The organism is Ruicaihuangia caeni (genome assembly GCF_040536845.1).
Taxonomy (GTDB): Bacteria; Actinomycetota; Actinomycetes; order Actinomycetales; family Microbacteriaceae; genus Ruicaihuangia; species Ruicaihuangia caeni.
In genome coordinates, this window is record NZ_CP159582.1 from 949,907 (window position 1) to 966,277 (window position 16,371).

General features: G+C 68.3%; 18 protein-coding genes. 5 read left to right on the forward strand and 13 right to left on the reverse strand.

All coding sequences use genetic code 11. The annotated features are described in order from the left end of the window. Positions 1-5: 5 nt before the first annotated feature. The 8 genes from ABV606_RS04315 to ABV606_RS04350 are packed head-to-tail and all read right to left on the reverse strand — an operon-like array spanning position 6 to position 7,872. Positions 6-587 (reverse strand): isochorismatase family protein, encoded by a 582-nt coding sequence (locus ABV606_RS04315; protein ID WP_353988494.1) that lies wholly within the window; start codon positions 585-587, stop codon positions 6-8. A 29-nt stretch (positions 588-616) separates the two neighbouring features. Continuing rightward, a complete protein-coding gene (gene dacB, locus ABV606_RS04320; protein WP_353988495.1) occupies positions 617-2,497 on the reverse strand; it encodes a D-alanyl-D-alanine carboxypeptidase/D-alanyl-D-alanine endopeptidase in 1,881 nt (626 codons plus the stop codon). Positions 2,498-2,557: 60 nt separating this feature from the next. After that, positions 2,558-3,403, reverse strand: coding sequence for an EamA family transporter (locus ABV606_RS04325; protein ID WP_353988496.1), 846 nt, complete (start codon positions 3,401-3,403; stop codon positions 2,558-2,560). Next, entirely contained in the window at positions 3,400-4,284 is an 885-nt protein-coding gene (locus tag ABV606_RS04330) for an energy-coupling factor ABC transporter ATP-binding protein (protein WP_281489086.1), read from the reverse strand. The genes ABV606_RS04325 and ABV606_RS04330 overlap by 4 nt, the downstream gene beginning before the upstream one ends. Continuing rightward, positions 4,281-5,132 (reverse strand): energy-coupling factor ABC transporter ATP-binding protein, encoded by an 852-nt coding sequence (locus ABV606_RS04335; protein ID WP_281489085.1) that lies wholly within the window; start codon positions 5,130-5,132, stop codon positions 4,281-4,283. Before ABV606_RS04335 ends, ABV606_RS04330 begins: the two co-directional genes overlap by 4 nt. Continuing rightward, positions 5,129-5,908 (reverse strand): energy-coupling factor transporter transmembrane component T family protein, encoded by a 780-nt coding sequence (locus tag ABV606_RS04340; protein WP_281489084.1) that lies wholly within the window; start codon positions 5,906-5,908, stop codon positions 5,129-5,131. The genes ABV606_RS04335 and ABV606_RS04340 overlap by 4 nt, the downstream gene beginning before the upstream one ends. Before the next feature lie 6 nt (positions 5,909-5,914). Beyond that, positions 5,915-6,742 carry an ECF transporter S component gene (locus ABV606_RS04345; protein WP_281489083.1) on the reverse strand — a complete coding sequence of 276 codons (828 nt, stop codon included), beginning with the start codon at positions 6,740-6,742 and terminating at the stop codon, positions 5,915-5,917. Positions 6,743-6,765: 23 nt separating this feature from the next. After that, a complete protein-coding gene (locus ABV606_RS04350; protein ID WP_435415413.1) occupies positions 6,766-7,872 on the reverse strand; it encodes a nucleoside hydrolase in 1,107 nt (368 codons plus the stop codon). A gap of 282 nt (positions 7,873-8,154) precedes the next feature. Between ABV606_RS04350 and ABV606_RS04355 the strand changes: the two genes are divergently transcribed. Continuing rightward, positions 8,155-9,075: an LLM class F420-dependent oxidoreductase gene (locus ABV606_RS04355; protein WP_281489080.1), complete on the forward strand. Its 921-nt coding sequence runs from the start codon at positions 8,155-8,157 to the stop codon at positions 9,073-9,075. 10 nt (positions 9,076-9,085) lie between these two features. Here the strand turns inward: ABV606_RS04355 and ABV606_RS04360 are convergent, their stop codons facing one another. Next, on the reverse strand, positions 9,086-10,078 hold the full coding sequence (locus ABV606_RS04360) for a helix-turn-helix transcriptional regulator (protein WP_353988498.1): 993 nt from the start codon (positions 10,076-10,078) through the stop codon (positions 9,086-9,088). A gap of 167 nt (positions 10,079-10,245) precedes the next feature. Here ABV606_RS04360 and ABV606_RS04365 point away from each other — a divergent pair, with 167 nt between their 5' ends. Next, a complete protein-coding gene (locus ABV606_RS04365) occupies positions 10,246-10,656 on the forward strand; it encodes a hypothetical protein (RefSeq protein WP_353988499.1) in 411 nt (136 codons plus the stop codon). Between the two features lie 75 nt (positions 10,657-10,731). On the opposite strand, the gene ABV606_RS04370 is transcribed toward ABV606_RS04365, so the two are convergent. Beyond that, positions 10,732-11,322: a PRC and DUF2382 domain-containing protein gene (locus tag ABV606_RS04370; RefSeq protein WP_353988500.1), complete on the reverse strand. Its 591-nt coding sequence runs from the start codon at positions 11,320-11,322 to the stop codon at positions 10,732-10,734. 233 nt (positions 11,323-11,555) lie between these two features. On the opposite strand from ABV606_RS04370, the gene ABV606_RS04375 reads away from it, so the two are divergent. After that, complete coding sequence (locus ABV606_RS04375) at positions 11,556-11,990, forward strand: VOC family protein (protein ID WP_353988501.1); 435 nt, start codon at positions 11,556-11,558, stop codon at positions 11,988-11,990. Between the two features lie 29 nt (positions 11,991-12,019). Here the strand turns inward: ABV606_RS04375 and ABV606_RS04380 are convergent, their stop codons facing one another. The 3 genes from ABV606_RS04380 to ABV606_RS04390 form a co-directional block, all read right to left on the reverse strand. After that, entirely contained in the window at positions 12,020-12,982 is a 963-nt protein-coding gene (locus ABV606_RS04380; RefSeq protein WP_353988502.1) for an NAD(P)-dependent alcohol dehydrogenase, read from the reverse strand. Further along, positions 12,979-13,206, reverse strand: a complete 228-nt coding sequence (locus ABV606_RS04385; RefSeq protein WP_353988503.1) for a helix-turn-helix transcriptional regulator — start codon at positions 13,204-13,206, stop codon at positions 12,979-12,981. Before ABV606_RS04385 ends, ABV606_RS04380 begins: the two co-directional genes overlap by 4 nt. Positions 13,207-13,300: 94 nt before the next feature. After that, complete coding sequence (locus tag ABV606_RS04390; protein WP_353988504.1) at positions 13,301-13,744, reverse strand: hypothetical protein; 444 nt, start codon at positions 13,742-13,744, stop codon at positions 13,301-13,303. 215 nt (positions 13,745-13,959) lie between these two features. Between ABV606_RS04390 and ABV606_RS04395 the strand changes: the two genes are divergently transcribed. Together ABV606_RS04395 and ABV606_RS04400 are read left to right on the forward strand one after the other, a co-directional pair. Then, positions 13,960-15,141 carry an ABC transporter substrate-binding protein gene (locus ABV606_RS04395; protein ID WP_353988505.1) on the forward strand — a complete coding sequence of 394 codons (1,182 nt, stop codon included), beginning with the start codon at positions 13,960-13,962 and terminating at the stop codon, positions 15,139-15,141. Continuing rightward, on the forward strand, positions 15,138-16,367 hold the full coding sequence (locus ABV606_RS04400) for an ABC transporter ATP-binding protein (RefSeq protein ID WP_353988506.1): 1,230 nt from the start codon (positions 15,138-15,140) through the stop codon (positions 16,365-16,367). Before ABV606_RS04395 ends, ABV606_RS04400 begins: the two co-directional genes overlap by 4 nt. Positions 16,368-16,371: the final 4 nt, after the last annotated feature.

Genomic DNA, 16,371 nt, shown 5'->3' on the forward strand with positions numbered 1-16,371 from the left:
GGCGACTAGCCTTCAGCGCGCGCGTCGTACGCGACTTGACCGCCCGCCGAGCGCACCTCCGCGAGAGCCTCGGCGCTCGCCTCCTCGTCGACACCGGCCGTGTACCGCTCGAGCACGCGTACCTTTCGGTCCGCCGCCAGCGCGTCGAGAGCGGAAGCGCGCACGCAGTGATCGGTGGCGATGCCGACCACGTCGATCTCGGTGACGCGGTGCTCATCGAGCGCCTCGCGAAGCGAAGCCCCGGCATCCGTTCTGCCCTGGAAGATCGAGTAGTCAGGCTTTCCCTGGCCCTTGCGGATGTGCACATCGATGGCTTCCACATCGAGCGCGGGGTGGTACTCGGCCCCCGGCGTTCCCGCGACGCAGTGCGGCGGCCAGGTGTCGACATAGTCAGGGGTCTCCGAGAAGTGACCGCCGTTGTCGTTGTCGGCGTCGTGCCAATCGCGGGAAGCGAAGACCACGTCGTAGTCGGATGCTGCGAGCAGTTCGGTGATGCGGCGTGCCACCTCTGCGCCACCGGTCACGCCAAGGGCCCCGCCCTCGGTGAAGTCGTTCTGCACGTCGATGATGAACAGCGCTTTGGTCATGACAGCAGGCTAGTCGCGCGGCGCTGGAGCTACTGGTTGCTCAGATTCGCGCCGCAGCGGTAGACGGCGGTGGCCAGGGTATCGAGTGCGGTGGTGGTCACCACGTCGTCGTCGCCGACCGCATAGAACGCGAATGCGAGCTGTGTGCCGTCGGCCGCGTTCACCACGCCGGCGAGCGAGCGGCCGGTCCAGATCCAGCCGGTCTTCGCGGCGATCGCCCCGCGCGCCACGGCGTTGTCGCCGGTGTAGCGGGAGGCGAGCGACCCTGTCTTCCCGGCGACCGGGAGCCCGTCGTAGAGCACACGCAGGTTCCGCTCGCCGTGCAGCGCCTTCGCGAGCAGTTGCGACACGTAGACGGGCGTGGCGCGGTTGTGCTCGCTGAGCCCGGAGCCGTCGCGGATGGTCATGCCGGTGGTGGGGATGCCGTAGTTCGACAGCGCACGCGAGTACGTCTCCTGCAGCGACCCGAACGTTCCGGCGAGCCCGAGGCGCTTGGAGGTGACGCGCGCCAGCATCTCGGCGATGGTGTTGTCGCTCACGAGCAGCATCTGGCGAACGAGGGTCGCGACCGGCTGCGACTGCACCTCTGCCAGCACCGCGGCGTTGGCTGGCGCGGCACCGAGCTTCACCGAGTCGACTCTGACGCCCTCGGCCTGGAGCGCGCTCGTGAACCACTCCCCCGCCCGGGCGACGGGGTCGTCGCTGCGCCGGCTCGTGCCGCGCGTCGGGTCGTCTCGGTCGCCGTCCACTTGCAGCGCGGTGACTTCAGACATGTAGCCCTGCGTCTGCTCCGAGCGGTCCCAACTCGACTCCCAGCTGTCGTTCGGATCCCACAGCGTCGAGTCGAGCACGAGCGTGACCTCGTCGACCTCGTCCGTCAGCTTCGCGCGCACCTGCGCGGCCAGGTCGCCGAGCTTCGGAGCGCCAGGGTAGAAGCTCTCCGAGCCGGAGCCGAGACGGCTGAGCGTCGCGTCTCCACCGCCGACGAGCACGATCGTGTCGGGGTCATCCCCTTGCACCACCCGGGTGGTGAGCCGGTGGTCGGGTCCGAGCACGTCGAGCGCCGCGGCCGCGGTGAGCACTTTGAGCACGCTCGCGGGTCGCTCCGGGGCGGCAGCGTTCCGGTCGAAGAGCACTTCGCCGGTATTGGCATCGAGCACCGAGGCGTAGAGTGCCCCGAGCGCGGCGGTCTGCGTCTGCGGAGTGATCGAGCACGTGCGCAATGCGCTCGGCGTGGTCAGCGGGTCGGGCAGCGGGCGGGGCGGCTCCTCGGTCTCGGTCGGCACGACGACGGGCGGGGGCTCGGGCGCGGCCTGGGTCGAACCCGATGCACCGACCGCGACGCCGGCGACCACCGAGCCCGCTCCCAGCAGCGCGAATGCCGTGGCGAGCGCTGCGGTGAGCCAGGCGCGCGGATGCCGGCGGAACAGACCGCTGAGCCCGCCCCCCGGCGCGGTCGCCGGAGCGAGCTGATCGCCCGCGGCTGCTGCGGCCGCGTAGCCAGCCGCCGATTCGCTCGCCAGCCCGGCGGGCGCACCGATGAGCACCGTCGGCACGTCGTCGTGGGCAGACCCCGGGGCGCGGCGCTCGTCGCCGCCGGGCGCGACTTCGGATGCGGCCGGCTCGCGGCCGGCGTCACCGTCGAAGTCGGGCAGTTCGCTCCGGTCGATCGCAGCGGTCGGCTCGTCGACGACGGAGTAGGCAGCGGTCGGCTCGTCGACGACGGAGTACGCGGCGGTGGGCTCGTCGTGGACCCCGCTGCCCTGGTCGCCGGCATCCGCCCCTTCTTCCGGCACCATCGGCATGGCTTCGGTCGCCGGCTCTGCGGCGCGGGCGCGGTCGTCGTGCTCCTGGGCCCGCTCGGCGTCGCGACGCTCGCGGCGGCTCAGCGGGGGCTGCTCGTCGGTCACCCGTCCATGGTAGGCGTGCGCTCGTGGCAGCCGTTCACCACGGCGACGTCGGCGCCGCCGTCAACTGGTTGCAGCGATCGTCGCGACACCGGCCAGTACGAACACCACGCCGGCGATTTGCACCGGTTTCAGGCGCTCACGGTGGAACCACCAGCCGAGCAGCGCCGTCACCGCGGGGAACAGCGACGCGCACACAGCCACCACAGTGAGCAGGCCCGCCTGGCTGGCGACTGCGAATGAGAGGTTGGCGGCATACCCGAGCAACCCGATCGCGAGAGCGCCGACCAGCAGCCATCCCCTCGCGCGCGGACGGTGCCGCAGCACGGCGAGCGCGACCGAGTAGACGATGAGTGCGACTCCGCCGTTGGTGATCAAGGTCACCGGCACGTCGTGCGCACTGCCGAGAGCGATGGTGAGGTTCGAGACACCGAACCCGAGCGCCGCGAGCAGCGCGAGCAGCACCGGTTTGACTCCGTGGCCAGCGCCGCGGTTGCGCACCTCTGGTCCACTCGCCAGCACGGTGCCGATCACGGCGACGATGAGGCCGACCACCAGCAGTCCGCCGATCGGGTCGCCGGCAGCGAGCCCCGCTCCGACAGGCACGAGCACCCCGAGGGCGGCGATCGGTGCCACGACCCCCATGGTGCCGATCGCGAGCGCGCGGTAGAGCGACGCGACCGCGACGGCCACCGCGACCCCGCCGACCACGCCCCACATGAGCGCGGGCTGCCACTCGGCGCCGGGCGGCTGCATGACGATTTGGGGCAGCACCGACACCGTCGCGGTGAGTTGCGAGAAGAACAGCACCGTGAGCAGCGGCAGATGACGAGCGAGAGTCCCGCCGAGGAAGTCGGTGACGCCGAGCAGCAGAGAGGCCAGCAGCGCCAGCAGTACGAAACCAGTCACGAGTGCGCACCGCGGCGCGCGAACGCCCCGACGAACTCCTCCGCCGACAACGGCTGATCATCCCAGCCGAGAGCGCGCGCGAGCCGGGTGAGCTGCGGCGGTTCGACGGCCGCCGCGTCCAGCTCGGCATCCCGCACGAACACGTCTCGGGGATGACCGTCGACGAGCACCTGACCGCCGGCCATCACGATGACCCGATCGAAGTGCTCGGCGCAGAACTCCATGTCGTGCGTGATCGCGATGACGGTGCGGCCGGCATCCGTCAGGGCGGCGACGACCTGAGCGATCATGTCGACACCGGCGGCATCCTGCCCCGTGGTCGGCTCATCGAGCACCACGACGGGAGTGCCCATCGCGACCACACCGGCGAGCGCCACTCGTTTGCGCTCACTGAGCGAGAGGTGGTGAGGATGCAGGTCGGCCACGCCGCTCAGACCGACGGCTTCGATGGCCGTCTCGGCGCGCCTGGCGACCTGTGCACTGTCGAGCCCCAGATTGCGCGGCCCGAATTCGACGTCGGCGCGCACCGTGCGCGCGAAGAGCTGTTCGTCCGGGTTCTGGAACACGTAGCCGACGCGCGTCGCGAGCTCGGCGATGGTGTGCTCCGACGTGATCCAATCGCCCACCTGCACCCTGCCCGACGTGGGGCGGAAGATGCCGTTCAACTGACGCACGAGGGTCGTCTTGCCCGCACCGTTCTGGCCGACGATCGCCACGCGCTCTCCCGGCCGGATGCTGAGGCTCACACCCTTCACGGCTTCGACGCCGCTGGGATAGCTGAAGCGCACATCCTCGATGAGCACCTCCATGCCCACGATGACCGGATCAGCCCCCGCGGTGTTCGCGACGGGAGCCACACCCTCGGCATCCGCCCGGCTCATCGCACGCTCCTCTCCCGGTCGAAGACTCGCTCGGCCTGCTCGAACGACACCGGCAGGGGCACTTCGGGGGGCAGCAGGCCGCGTTCGCGCGCCAAGCGCCCGGCGGTCACGTACCTCGTCGTGCCGACGGCCCACTGCGCCAGCCGGTCGTCGGCGAGCACGTCATCGGGCGCTCCCGAGAGCACGATCGACCGGTCAGCGACGACGTGCAGCCGGTCAGCATGCTGCTGCAGCAGTTCGAGCTTGTGCTCGAAGATGACGATCGTGATCCCGGTCTCCCGCAGCGCCGAGAGCACGTCGAACACCATTCGGGTGCCCGCGGGGTCGAGTTGCGCGGTGGGTTCGTCCATCACGATCACCGGAGTGCGCAGCACGATCATCGATGCGATCGCCACGAGTTGCTGCTGGCCGCCAGAGAGCGCGTACGGCGAACGGTCGAGCAGATGCTCGATGCGAAGCAGGGCGGCCACCTCGTCGACACGGCGCTGCATCTCGTCGCGGGGTGTTCCGAAGTTCTCCAGCCCGAAGGCGATCTCCTCGCGCACGGTGTACTTGGCACCGGAGATCTGATTGAACGGGTTCTGGATCACCAGACCCACGACCGAGACGGCGTCGACCAGCGACCCCGTCGACAGGTCGCGACCATCGACTCGCACGGTGCCGCTGAGTTCACCGCCGTCGGCGTGCGGGATGAACCCGGCGATGATCTTGGCCAGCGTGGTCTTTCCAGCACCGGAAGCGCCGACGATGCCGGCGATGGAGCCGCGTTCGACCTCGAGGTCGACGTGCTCGAGGGTGAGAGCCTCGGCATCCGGATAGGCGTACGAGACGTCGGTCAGTGAGATCACAGCACTCCGAACACGATGGGGACGACGATCGCGGCGACGGCGAGCACGAGCATGAGCCAGCGCGAGACGCGTTGCGCGGTGGAGTCGGGCACCGGTATCAGCGCCGTTCGCCGCGCAGCCGACCCGAATCCGCGGGCCTCCATGGCCGTCGACCGCTCCTCGACGTCGGTGAACATGCCCAGCACGAGCGGGCCGAGCAGGGGCATCATCACTTTGACCCGCGCGAGCGGGCTGCCCTTGACCGCGAGTCCGCGCGCCTGCTGCGCGAGGAGGATGCCGTCGGCGCGGTCGCGGAACGCGGGGATCAGTTGCAGCGTCGAACTGATGATGTAGCTGAACTTCGGCGACATTCCCCGCTCGGTCAACGCGCCCATCAGATCGCCCGGGTGCGTCGTGAGCACGAACAGCACGGACGTCAGCACGAGGCACACGATGCGCGACCCGATTCCGAGGGCGAAGAGCAGACCCTCGGTCGTGAGCGCGAGCACTCCCCACTCGGCGAGCACCGTCTTGCCGCCGGGAAAGGTCAGCCCCTGCACGAGCACCAGCACCACGATGATCGGCAGGAGCAGCTTGAGACTCAGGCTGAGCAGCCTGCCGCCGCAGTGCGCGACCACGGCGGCAGGCACGACGACGCCGACCACGATGAGCCCGGCCACCCACCACAGCGGCACCGCGAACACGATCACGACGATCGTGAGCATCGCCACGAGCTTGGTGACGGGGTTGAGGCGATGCACCGGCGAGCGCCGGTCGAGGTACAAGGTCGACGTCATGTTCGATCAGCGCTCGACAGCGACCTCGCCCGTGGGCTTCGGCGATGTCTTGCCGAAGACGCGGTATTCACGGACGAATGGGAATCGCTGGCGGAAGCGGCCGGGCATCGCAGCGAGGATCAGCACCACCACGGTGAAGGTGATCGCCTTGTCGAGCGGGTCTGAGAGCAGCCCCTGCAATGTCGTGGCTCCGAGCAGGGTCTGGCCCATCGCCTGGAACGCCCCTACGATCGCCCCGGTGCCACCGCCGGTCGCGCCGCCGAAGACGAACGCCGAGATGGGCGCCGAGATGATCGCGGCGACGATGCCGGTGACGGCTCCCGCGATAGGCGCGAGATAGAAGCGGCGGAACATGCCCCACCGCGCCGCGTAGCCGGCGAGCACACCGATGACCACCTGAACGACCGCGAATGGAAGGGCGATCGGGCTGAGCGTCAGTCCCCAGATCACGTTCGTCAGGATGCCGGTGACCACTCCGGCCGCTGGCCCGGCGAGCGCCGAGACGAGCACCGTGCCGATCGAGTCGAGATAGAGGGGAAGCCCGATCACGGCGACGATCTGACCGACCACGATGTTGAGCGCGATCGCGACCGGCACCATGGCGATCGTCGCCGTCGGCAGCCGATGGATCGACCCGATGGCGAGCAGCAGGGCGCCGATGAGGTAGCCACCCATCGCGATGAGCGAGGCCCGGCTGGTGCTGCTCTCGGCCACCTCGGCCGGCTGGCCGATCACGAGGTACAGGTAGGTCGCGACGATGATCACCGCGCCGACCGCCACGAGGACGGTATTGCGCACGCGGCGTGAACTGGATTGCGCGATGGACGTTGACATGATGCCTCCTTGCATCCGGCCTGCTATCGGGGTGTTGCGGTCTGGGCGATCTGGGCGTCGCTGGCTCCCCCGACAGCTCTCGCGAGCGAGCCGACCCGCTCGATCGTGCGGCGGAAGAACTCGGCAGGGTCGGTGTCGACAACGATGTCGGCGTTCGCCGCGCGACCCCACATGCCCCGCCAGTCGGCGATCGTCTGCCCGCGAGTGAGCGTGCCCGCCAGTTCGACATCGACGGTCGCGGCGCGAGTGGTGGCGATCGTCGGGTCGAGAGCGACCGCGGCAGCGAAGGGGTCGTGCATGTGGGCGAGGTAGCCCTGATCGTGCGTGTTGTGGAACTCGAAGTAGAAGCGCACAGCATCCGAGAGGTGACGGATGACGGGGTTCGAGGCCGTGGAGCGAGTACCGGGGACGTCGTCTGCGCTGAGCTGCTCGACTGGTTCGCTGCCAGCGGCGCGCGCGAGCTCGGCGAGATGCGCGGGGAACATCTCGATGCGCTCGGTGACATCGAGCGCGCAGACGATGGGGCGCCGGTCGGTGGGCACCACCGAGAACGCGTCGAACACGATCTTCGCCGAGTCGGGGTCGACGGCGATGTTCCACTCGGTGGTCGGGGTGGTGTTGCCGGCGTAGTTGAACGCTCCGCCCATGATCACGAGCCGCTTGAGGAGCTTCGGGAGCTCGGGTTCGAGCTTGACCGCGAGCGCCAGGTTCGTGAGAGGCCCCGTGACGAGGCCGGTGATCTCACCTGGGCGCTCTCGTACGAGGTCGATCCATACCTCAGCCGCGTGCCTCGGTGAGACGGAACGGGAGGGCGCGGGCAGCACCGCGTGGCCGATGCCCTGCGGTCCGTGCGTCTCCTCGGTGGTCATGAGCGGCTGGATGATGGGCACCTCAGCGCCCAGAGCCACCTCGACATCGGCGTGACCGCAGAGCTCGAGCCAGGCGAGGTTGTTGATCGCGACCTGTCGCGCCGGCACATTGCCCGCTGTGCAGGTGATGGCGAGCAACTCGGCCTCGGGGCTGGCCATGAGGTACAACAGCGCGAGCGAGTCGTCGATGCCGGTATCGACGTCTGCGATCAGTGGAACGGTCTGCTTGTGGTTCACCGGGTCTCCGTGTCTGTTCGACATGTCGCGCGACCCCGTAGCGGTTCGCGGCGACAAGGCCAACTGGGTCGGGCTCGGTCTCGGCCACCTCGCATCGGTTCGCCGACGGCGGCGACGCACGATGGCGGCTTCGACCTATCCAGACAACGGCGCTCCCTTGCACGGCCAGAGCGCGGCGTCGCAGCTCTGATGTGGCATCACTGTACTGAGCAGCGACGCCCGTGTCCATCACGCTGCGTGCTCGTGTCGCGGCGTGTCGCGTCTCGCTCCTCCCTCTGCTCCGGAGCGCCTGTCAGAGTGGTGGTCATGGACCTCAGGATCTTCACCGAACCTCAGCAGGGCGCCTCATACGACGAGCAGGCGGCGATGGCGAGGCGCGCGGAACAGCTCGGCTTCGATGCGTTCTTCCGCTCAGACCACTACCTGCGCATGGGTGAAGGCGATCCCATGCCCGGTCCGACCGACTCGTGGGTGACCCTCGCCGGTCTCGCACGCGAGACGTCGAAGATCCGCCTCGGTACCCTGGTCAGCTCGGCGACGTTCCGGCATCCGGGTCTCCTCGCGATCCAAGTGGCGCAGGTCGATGCGATGTCGAATGGCCGGGTGGAATTCGGCCTCGGCACGGGCTGGTTCGCGGCCGAGCACGAGGCCTACGGCGTGCCCTTCCCCAAGAAGCGGTTCGGGATGCTGGAGGAGCAGCTCGAGGTGATCACCGGCCTGTGGCAGACACCGGTGGGCGAGCGCTTCGACTTCGAGGGGCACCACTACCGGCTGACCGACTCGCCGGCGCTGCCCAAGCCCGTGCAGTCGCGGATGCCGCTCATCATCGGCGGCGGCGGCAAGGAGCGCACGCCGCGCCTCGCGGCCCGCTTCGCGACCGAGTACAACCAATCGTTCCCTGAGAAGCCGGCGATCGCACCGCAGCTCGACCGGGTGCGGGCGGCGTGCGAGGAAGCAGGCCGCGACCCCGAGGAACTCGTCTACTCAGTCGCTCTCGTCGCCTGTGTCGGCTCGGACGAAGCCGAGTTCGAGCGCAGGGCGGCCGCGATCGGGCGTGAGCCTGCCGAGCTCCGGCGTCACGGGCTCGCGGGCTCGCCGCAGGAGATGCTCGACGGCATCGCCCAGGTGGCCGAGCTGGGGATCTCGCGCGTCTACCTGCAGTGCCTCGACATCCGCGACCTCGACCAACTGGACCTCATCGCCGAAGAGGTCATGGCGAAGCTCTGACGCTCGGCGCTCAGCGCTCAGCAGCGCGCAGATAGGCCACGACCGCGGCTACCCGGCGGTGCGTGGCGGGCTCCGGGTCGAGTCCCAGCTTGCTGAAGATCGCCGTGCTGTGCTTCTCGACGGCCGACACGGAGATGTGCAGCGACTTCGCGATCGCCCGGTTGCTCTGCCCGTCGGCCATGAGCGCGAGCACGTCGCGCTCACGAGGGGTCAGCTCGGCGATCAGCGTGGGGGATGCCTCGGCAGCGAGCCCGCGTGGCTCGCCGGGAGTGCGACGACCGCCGAGAATCAGCCCGACCGGCACGAGCGGCGCGGCCACGAGGAACAGAGCGGTCGAGAGCGCCGAGAACTGCGGCGGAACGAGCGCGCCTGCGACCATGATCGCGGCCATGAGCACCAACGCCACGAGCGGCAGTGAGAGGCGGGCACGCAGTTCCCGTCCCCCGCGCGTGGCTCGCGTGATGCCAACGGAGACCGCGAGGGGTGGGAGCGCGAAGCCGAGCACGCTCAGATGAACCAGGCCTTCGGGCAACGCCGCGGCGATCGGTCCAATCGCCTCAGGCGCGTCCGAGCCTGCGAGCACCGGAGGCGTCGCCCCTGCGAACCCAGTGATGAGCGGCACTGCCGCCGCCACCGCCATGACGACGAACGCCCACCTCGGCGCAGGGCCGGACGGGTATCCCGCGGCGAGCACGACGAACACCGCGAATCCTGCGACGAACAGCACCTGCGAGGCCACATGCCAGACAGGGGCGGAGTGCTCTGCTTGCTGTGCGAGCGCGGACGCGGCGAAGGCGCTCAAGTGCAGAGCGCCGGCTGCGACGAGAGACCGGCACGTGAAGCGGAGGGCTCCCCACACGGGGCCCAGCATCCCCGCCACGACGAAGAGCGCGGGCACCACGAGCGCGGTCTCGGCGCCGAGCGCCGCCGGTGCCGCCCACGGGATCATCGAGAGCCCGCCGACGCCGATGACGATGCTGACCAGGTCGAGGCGAGACGTCATGCGTTCAGTATCACGACCCTGAACTCGCAGCGAGAAGCATCGGCGAGGAATTTGCGGTCAACCCCACCATCTGCTGCGGGCAGCCTCATCACGTCTGGCAGCGGTCCGCTCCTAGCTTGAGTCGCAACCCGGGCGGCACAACGAGCCGCTCACAGAGGAGGTATCCCATGTCCGCATTGACCTCGACACCGTCGATGACCCCGCTCACGCGCTCGCCGCTGGGAGCACGCGTGCGCACGGGCCAAGTGCTGCTCACGCTGTTCTTCACAATGTCGGCACTCATCGCGGTGAGCACGGTCTTCGCCGACGACCCGTTCGAAGCGCCCGCGCTGGTTCTGATCGCCTCGTTCGGGTTGCTCGCCGCGATACTGGGCATCGCAGCGGTATGGGGAGCGGTCACCTCGCGCCTGGTGCAGCTCTCGATGTGGGCGATGCCACTGTTCTTCGTCTCCCACGTGGCTACGCTCGGCACTTGGCTGCCGGATGCGCCATTCGCCGTGCTCTCCGCCGTCGGGGCGCTTCTCATCATGGGTGCCGGAAGGGGTCCGGCGAAGACCAACGACGACGCGCCAGCGTGACGCAACGCAGAGCGCGAGCGCTGGCGCATATGGCGCGCGGCGCGGCAGCTGGCGAAGCCGCTCTTGGGTGCGGCTCTACATGGAGCGATCGTTCCCGCCCGCGATGTCAGGGTCTGCATCGACGTTGGCGTCGACGACCGGGTCTCGCTCGACTCGCACTTCCTCCCGTTGCACTGGAACACTCACCGACTGCTCCTCAGTCACGACGTATCGGCGCAGTCGGAGGCGGCCGGAGCGCATCGACTCACTGCCAGCATCCGGCTGCTCGGCAGTTCGAGGCGTCGAGTCGTCTGTGGCCATCGCCGCGTCAGAGGGAGCTGCGTCGCGATCATGCACCGCGCCGACCTCTCCGGTGCCCTCCATCCCGTAGTAGCGGTACAGCTCGTCCTCGTCGGACGGTTCGAGATGGGCATCCGCGTCGACGCGGGGCGCGTCCTTGACGCGGTCTTTCTCGTAGGCGACTCGAAGGTCGTCACCGTCCCAGTCGGCGCGGTCGAGCGGCACGAGCGACTCCTTCATGCCGAAGAGCCCGGTTCGCACGCTCACCCAACTGGGGCGGCCGTCATGATCGTCGACGTAGACCTGCCCGACCGAGCCGATCTTCGACCCGGTGGGGTCGACGACGTCGGCGCCGATCAAGCTTCCGAGGTTCTCTCTGTTGATCATTTCTGGTTCCTCTCGGATTCTCCCAGTGCGGCTTCTCGGGTGGAGCCGTCTTGGGGGCGGGCACTTCCCGCCTTCAATGCCGATGCGGCTGCTCAAGAGCATGCTCTCGGCGACTCGGCTGCACAGGGGTGCGGGGGCTTTCCCAGCCAACTCGCGGAGTGCGGCCCGGAAGTCAGTCGAACGGTGTTGACGAGCGGTGGCGGCCGCGACATCACCGTCGCTAGCGTGACGGTATGAACGACGACGTGGACAGGGATTCACCGCCAGGGCGCGTGCGCCAACTTCGACTTGTCGTGCACGCGGAGGACTTCGAGCAGGCGCTGGCGTTCTACCGCGACGCTCTCGGGATGCCGGAGCAGGAAGCGTACGAGGGCGCCGCCGGCGCGAGAGTGGTCATCCTCGACGCCGGGCGCGCGACCCTCGAGCTTTCGAACTCGGCGCAGGTGCGCATGATCGACGAGGTCGAAGCCGAAGGTCGCCCGAGCGCTCATCTCCGTGTCGCCCTTGAGGTCGACGACTCGGCGACCGTCACAGCGCAGCTCGTGGAGGCCGGCGCCGACTTGGTCGCTGCGCCCCGTGAGACGCCGTGGCGTTCACTCAACTCACGTCTCGACGCACCCGCCGGGGTCCAGCTCACGATCTTTCAGGAACTCGGACCGGGCGATTGATCGACCATGGCGACAGCAGGTGAGGGCTCTCAGCCGATGCTGAGCACGGTCTTGCCGGTGCCGTGGCCGCGACCGATGTGCCGGATCGCGTCCGCAGCGTGCTCGAGCGGGAACACCTGGTCGAGTGCGGGCCGCACCGCATCCTTCTCGATGTAGTCGGTGAGCTCGAGCAAATCAGCCGTGTTCTCGATCGAGATGACACCCACGATGCGGTGGCGGCTGAACGCCGTCACCAGCGGGGCGACGAGCATGCGGCTGAGACCGCCGAGCGGGCCGACTTCGGCGCCAACGATCGCGATCGCCCCGCCCGGCACGAGTGCAGCGCGCAGCGCGGCGAGCGGCCTTGCGCCCCCCATGTCGAGAATCGCATCGTACGGCCCAGCGGCGAGGGGGTCTTCGACGGTGTAGTCGATGACGGCATCCGCCCCAATGGAGCGCGCCAGCTCGAGTTTCGGGCCGCTCGCAGCTCCGGTCACCCTCGCGCCCATCGCCTTTGCGAGCTGAACCGCGAAGGTGCCGACCCCTCCCGCTGCACCGAGCACCAGCACATGCTGACCGGCCTGCAGTCGCACAGCATCGCGCAGTGACTGCAGCGCTGTGGGCCCGGAGATCGGCACGGCCGCGGCCTCCTCGAAGCTGAGCGAGGCCGGTTTCGGCGCGATCTTCTCCGGTTTGGCCAATACGAACTCTGCGAACGACCCGTTTGCGGTGCCGAACACCTCGTCGCCCGCGCCGAACGCATCGACGCCCTCGCCTACTGCGGTGACGACTCCTGCGAAGGCCATGCCCCGTACGGGCCAGCGGGGTCGGCGAAGCCCGGCGGCGAGCCGCACGAGGCCTGGCTTGCCGGCCATCAGGTGCCACACCCCGGGGTCGACGCCGGCCGCTCTCACCTCCACGAGCACCTGGCCGGCCGAGACTCGGGGGCGGTCGATATCGGCCAGGCGCAGCACATCGGCCTCGCCATACCGGTCTTGCACGATGGCTCTCATTGATTGCTCTCCTCTTCGAGCGCTGACTCTGCGGGGTATTGGAATACGTCGTCGAGCCCGGCATTGAACGCGCGAGCGATTCGGAACGCTGTCTCGAGCGACGGCGAGTAGCGCCCCTGCTCGATCGCGATGAGTGTCTGCCGCGTCACGCCGATGCGCTCGGCGAGCTCGACCTGGGTCATCTCGCCGGCTTCGAACCGGAGTCGGCGGATCTGGTTCGTCACTCGGGTGGCCTTGGCCGGCGACTTGGCAGCACTCGCGGATGCCGCCTTCGATCCGTCCCTTGGGGCGCGTTTCACCATGCGTTCAGCCCGCCCTTCACCACGTCGCCGAGAAACCGCGCCGATACGCGATGATCTTCGCGATCGATCCGAGCACTGCCGACAGGAAGAACCCGAGGTAGATGGCGTTCGCGATCCAGAACACATCGAGCCGGAGCATGGCGAGCACGAGGCCGGCGAGCGCGCCCGCCACCACGAACGCCTGGCCGGTATGGTCGGCCCACCGGCTGATCTGACGGTCGCGCTCGTCTCTGGTGTTGTTGTCGAGATCGGTGAACACGCGGAACAGCGCATGCAGCACGAACGAGGCGAGGATCGATCCGCCGATGGTCCAGAGCATGGGCCAAGCGAACTCGGCCTCGGTGAGCGGGCGCCCCTCCAACCCGCCGAGCAACAAGGCGAGATAGACCGGATACCCGACCGCTGCCAGCACGAGCATGATCCACGCGCTGCGCTCTTCCGGTGCCGAATTGAAGGCCATCGCCAACTCCCCATGTCAAAGAAACCAGACATTGACAATGTAAAGGCATTGCGACTTCGTGTCAAGGAAACTTGACATACTGACTCGCCCGATTCGGGGCGGGCGCCACCCCTGGGGCCTTGCCGCGACACGCACTCCCCCGTGTGGGGGTCTTTGACCCCGGCGGCATCGCCCCCCTATGGTGAGCGGCAACACTATGGCAGTGGGGAGATGAGATGTCTTCATTCGGTGCTCGGCGCCAACTCGATCTCAGCGGGCTCGGGGGGATGACGAGACGGCAGGTCATGCAGCTGGCGGCGGTCGCCGGCGGCAGCCTGCTACTCGCGGGATGCACGACGAAGCCGACAGGCGTCGCGCCGAGCAATGGAAGCTCCTCGAGCGACCAGATCATCTGGTCGAACTGGCCGCTCTCGGTCGACACCGAGGATGACGGCACGATCCCGAGCCTGGTCGAGTTCGAGGAGCGCACCGGCATCCGGGTCGAGTACCTGGCGGAGATCAACAGCAACGACGAGTGGTTCGCGAAGGTGCAACCGCTCATGCAGGGCGGCCAAGGCATCCCAGCCAGTGTCATCAGCCCCACTGACTGGATGGGCGGCCGCTTCATCTCGCTCGATTGGGCGCAGAAGCTCGACAAGTCGAAGCTCGCGAATGCGAAGAATCTGTTGCCGGCGTTCGAGAGCCCCGCGTTCGACCCCACGCGCGATTACTCACTCGCGTGGCAGGGGTGGCTGGTGGGCATCGCGGTGAACACCGATGTCACCGGCAAGGACGTGCGAACGGTGCAGGAACTGCTCACCGACCCTGCCCTCAAGGGCAAGGTGTCGCTGCTCACCGAGCTTCGCGAGACGACCGGCACCTTGATGCTCGCGAACGGCGCCGACCCGGGCGCCTTCAACGACGACGACTTCCAGCAGGCGATCGAAGACATCGAGTCGGCGCGCCAGAGCGGCCAACTGCGCCGCTTCACCGGCAATGACTACGCGGCCGACCTCTCGCAGGGCAACATCGGCGCATGCCTCGCTTGGGCGGGTGACGTCGTTCAGCTTGCGAAGGACAATCCGGCGATCAAGTTCTTCATCCCCGACTCGGGCGGGGTACTGATGGAAGACGTCCTGATGGTTCCCACGGGCGCCCCCGACACCGAGGCAGCCCACAAGCTGATCGACTTCTACTACGAGCCCGAGGTCGCCGCGCAGGTGGCCGCATATGTGAACGCAGTGTGCCCGGTGGCCGGCGCTCAGGATGCGATGGCCTCCATCGATCCGGAATTGGCCGACAACCCGCTCATCTTCCCGGATGCCGAGGAGATGAAGAAGATGTTCACCTACAAGCCGATGGACCTCGACGAGAACCAGGCCCGCCAGTCAGCCTTCGACAAGGCGCTCGGACTTTGACCGCCACGGAACAAGTGGGGGTCGTCAGTTCTGAGGTGGGAGCGATCGAAGGCGATCTCGAGCTTCGCGGACTCGTCAAGCGGTACTCCGGCACCACAGTGGTCGACAGCCTCGATCTCACCATCCCGAGCGGCCAGCTCTTCGCGCTGTTGGGACCGTCCGGATGCGGCAAGACGACGACGCTGCGGATGGTTGCCGGTCTCGAGCAGCCCGACGAAGGCAGCATCCTGCTCTCCGGCAACGACATCACCCAGTTGCGCGGGTTCCGGCGGCCGGTCAATACCGTGTTCCAGTCGTACGCGCTCTTCCCGCACCTGACCATCTTCGAGAACGTGGCGTTCGGCCTTCGCGAGCGCAGGGCGAGCGACATCAAGCGTAAGGTCGAGCGCATCCTCGAGACCGTTGAGCTCTCGGCCTTGGCGCAGCGCAAGCCCGCGCAACTCTCGGGCGGGCAGCAGCAGCGCGTCGCGCTGGCGCGTGCCATCGTCAATGAGCCGCAGGTGCTGCTGCTCGACGAACCGCTCGGGGCCCTCGACATGAAACTGCGCCGCCAGATGCAGTACGAGGTGAAGCAGATCCAGAGCGACCTCGGCCTCACGTTCCTGCATGTCACGCATGACCAGGAGGAGGCCATGACGATGGCCGACAAGATCGCGGTCATGAATGGCGGCCGGATCGAGCAGATGGGCGCACCGGAAGAGCTCTACGAATCACCCCGCACGGCCTTCGTCGCGAACTTCCTCGGCAATTCCAACCTGCTGCCCGGAATCGTGCTCGGCCATGAGAGCGAGCTCGCCATGATCGATGTCGCGGGCCAGCGGGTGCGCGTCCCATCGGCACGAGTGCACGCCACCGACCAGAGCGTATTCGTGGGCGTTCGTCCCGAGAAGATCAGGATCGCCCGCGATCACGACGTCGCCGCAGCCGGCGAGAACGAGCTTGCGGGCATCGTGCTCGATTCGTCGTACACGGGCATCGGCACCGAGTACGTGGTCGAGGTCGCCGGCAGCAACGAGACCGTGAAGGCCTTCGTTCAGAACGACTCCGTGCGTGAGCGCTTGGCTCCGGGAACATCAGTACGCCTGATCTGGCAACTCGGGTTCACCTTCGCGCTCGATGGCAGCCAAGACCCTCACGCGGGTGAGGGCACCGCCGTCGGGGCCGATACCCAGCACGTCGCAGCGGTCGGCGCGCGGGGACGCGCTGCACGCCGCAAGCGGAGGTGACGCC

Bases quoted from the DNA above. Each gene is read 5' to 3' on its own strand.
- ABV606_RS04395 (WP_353988505.1), top strand. From the start codon at position 13,960: ATGTCTTCATTCGGTGCTCGGCGCCAACTCGATCTCAGCGGGCTCGGG.
- ABV606_RS04350 (WP_435415413.1), bottom strand. From the start codon at position 7,872: ATGTCGAACAGACACGGAGACCCGGTGAACCACAAGCAGACCGTTCCA.
- ABV606_RS04365 (WP_353988499.1), top strand. From the start codon at position 10,246: ATGTCCGCATTGACCTCGACACCGTCGATGACCCCGCTCACGCGCTCG.
- ABV606_RS04345 (WP_281489083.1), bottom strand. From the start codon at position 6,742: ATGTCAACGTCCATCGCGCAATCCAGTTCACGCCGCGTGCGCAATACC.
- ABV606_RS04340 (WP_281489084.1), bottom strand. From the start codon at position 5,908: ATGACGTCGACCTTGTACCTCGACCGGCGCTCGCCGGTGCATCGCCTC.
- ABV606_RS04315 (WP_353988494.1), bottom strand. From the start codon at position 587: ATGACCAAAGCGCTGTTCATCATCGACGTGCAGAACGACTTCACCGAG.
- ABV606_RS04330 (WP_281489086.1), bottom strand. From the start codon at position 4,284: ATGAGCCGGGCGGATGCCGAGGGTGTGGCTCCCGTCGCGAACACCGCG.
- ABV606_RS04360 (WP_353988498.1), bottom strand. From the start codon at position 10,078: ATGACGTCTCGCCTCGACCTGGTCAGCATCGTCATCGGCGTCGGCGGG.
- ABV606_RS04370 (WP_353988500.1), bottom strand. From the start codon at position 11,322: ATGATCAACAGAGAGAACCTCGGAAGCTTGATCGGCGCCGACGTCGTC.
- ABV606_RS04355 (WP_281489080.1), top strand. From the start codon at position 8,155: ATGGACCTCAGGATCTTCACCGAACCTCAGCAGGGCGCCTCATACGAC.
- ABV606_RS04375 (WP_353988501.1), top strand. From the start codon at position 11,556: ATGAACGACGACGTGGACAGGGATTCACCGCCAGGGCGCGTGCGCCAA.
- ABV606_RS04380 (WP_353988502.1), bottom strand. From the start codon at position 12,982: ATGAGAGCCATCGTGCAAGACCGGTATGGCGAGGCCGATGTGCTGCGC.
- ABV606_RS04390 (WP_353988504.1), bottom strand. From the start codon at position 13,744: ATGGCCTTCAATTCGGCACCGGAAGAGCGCAGCGCGTGGATCATGCTC.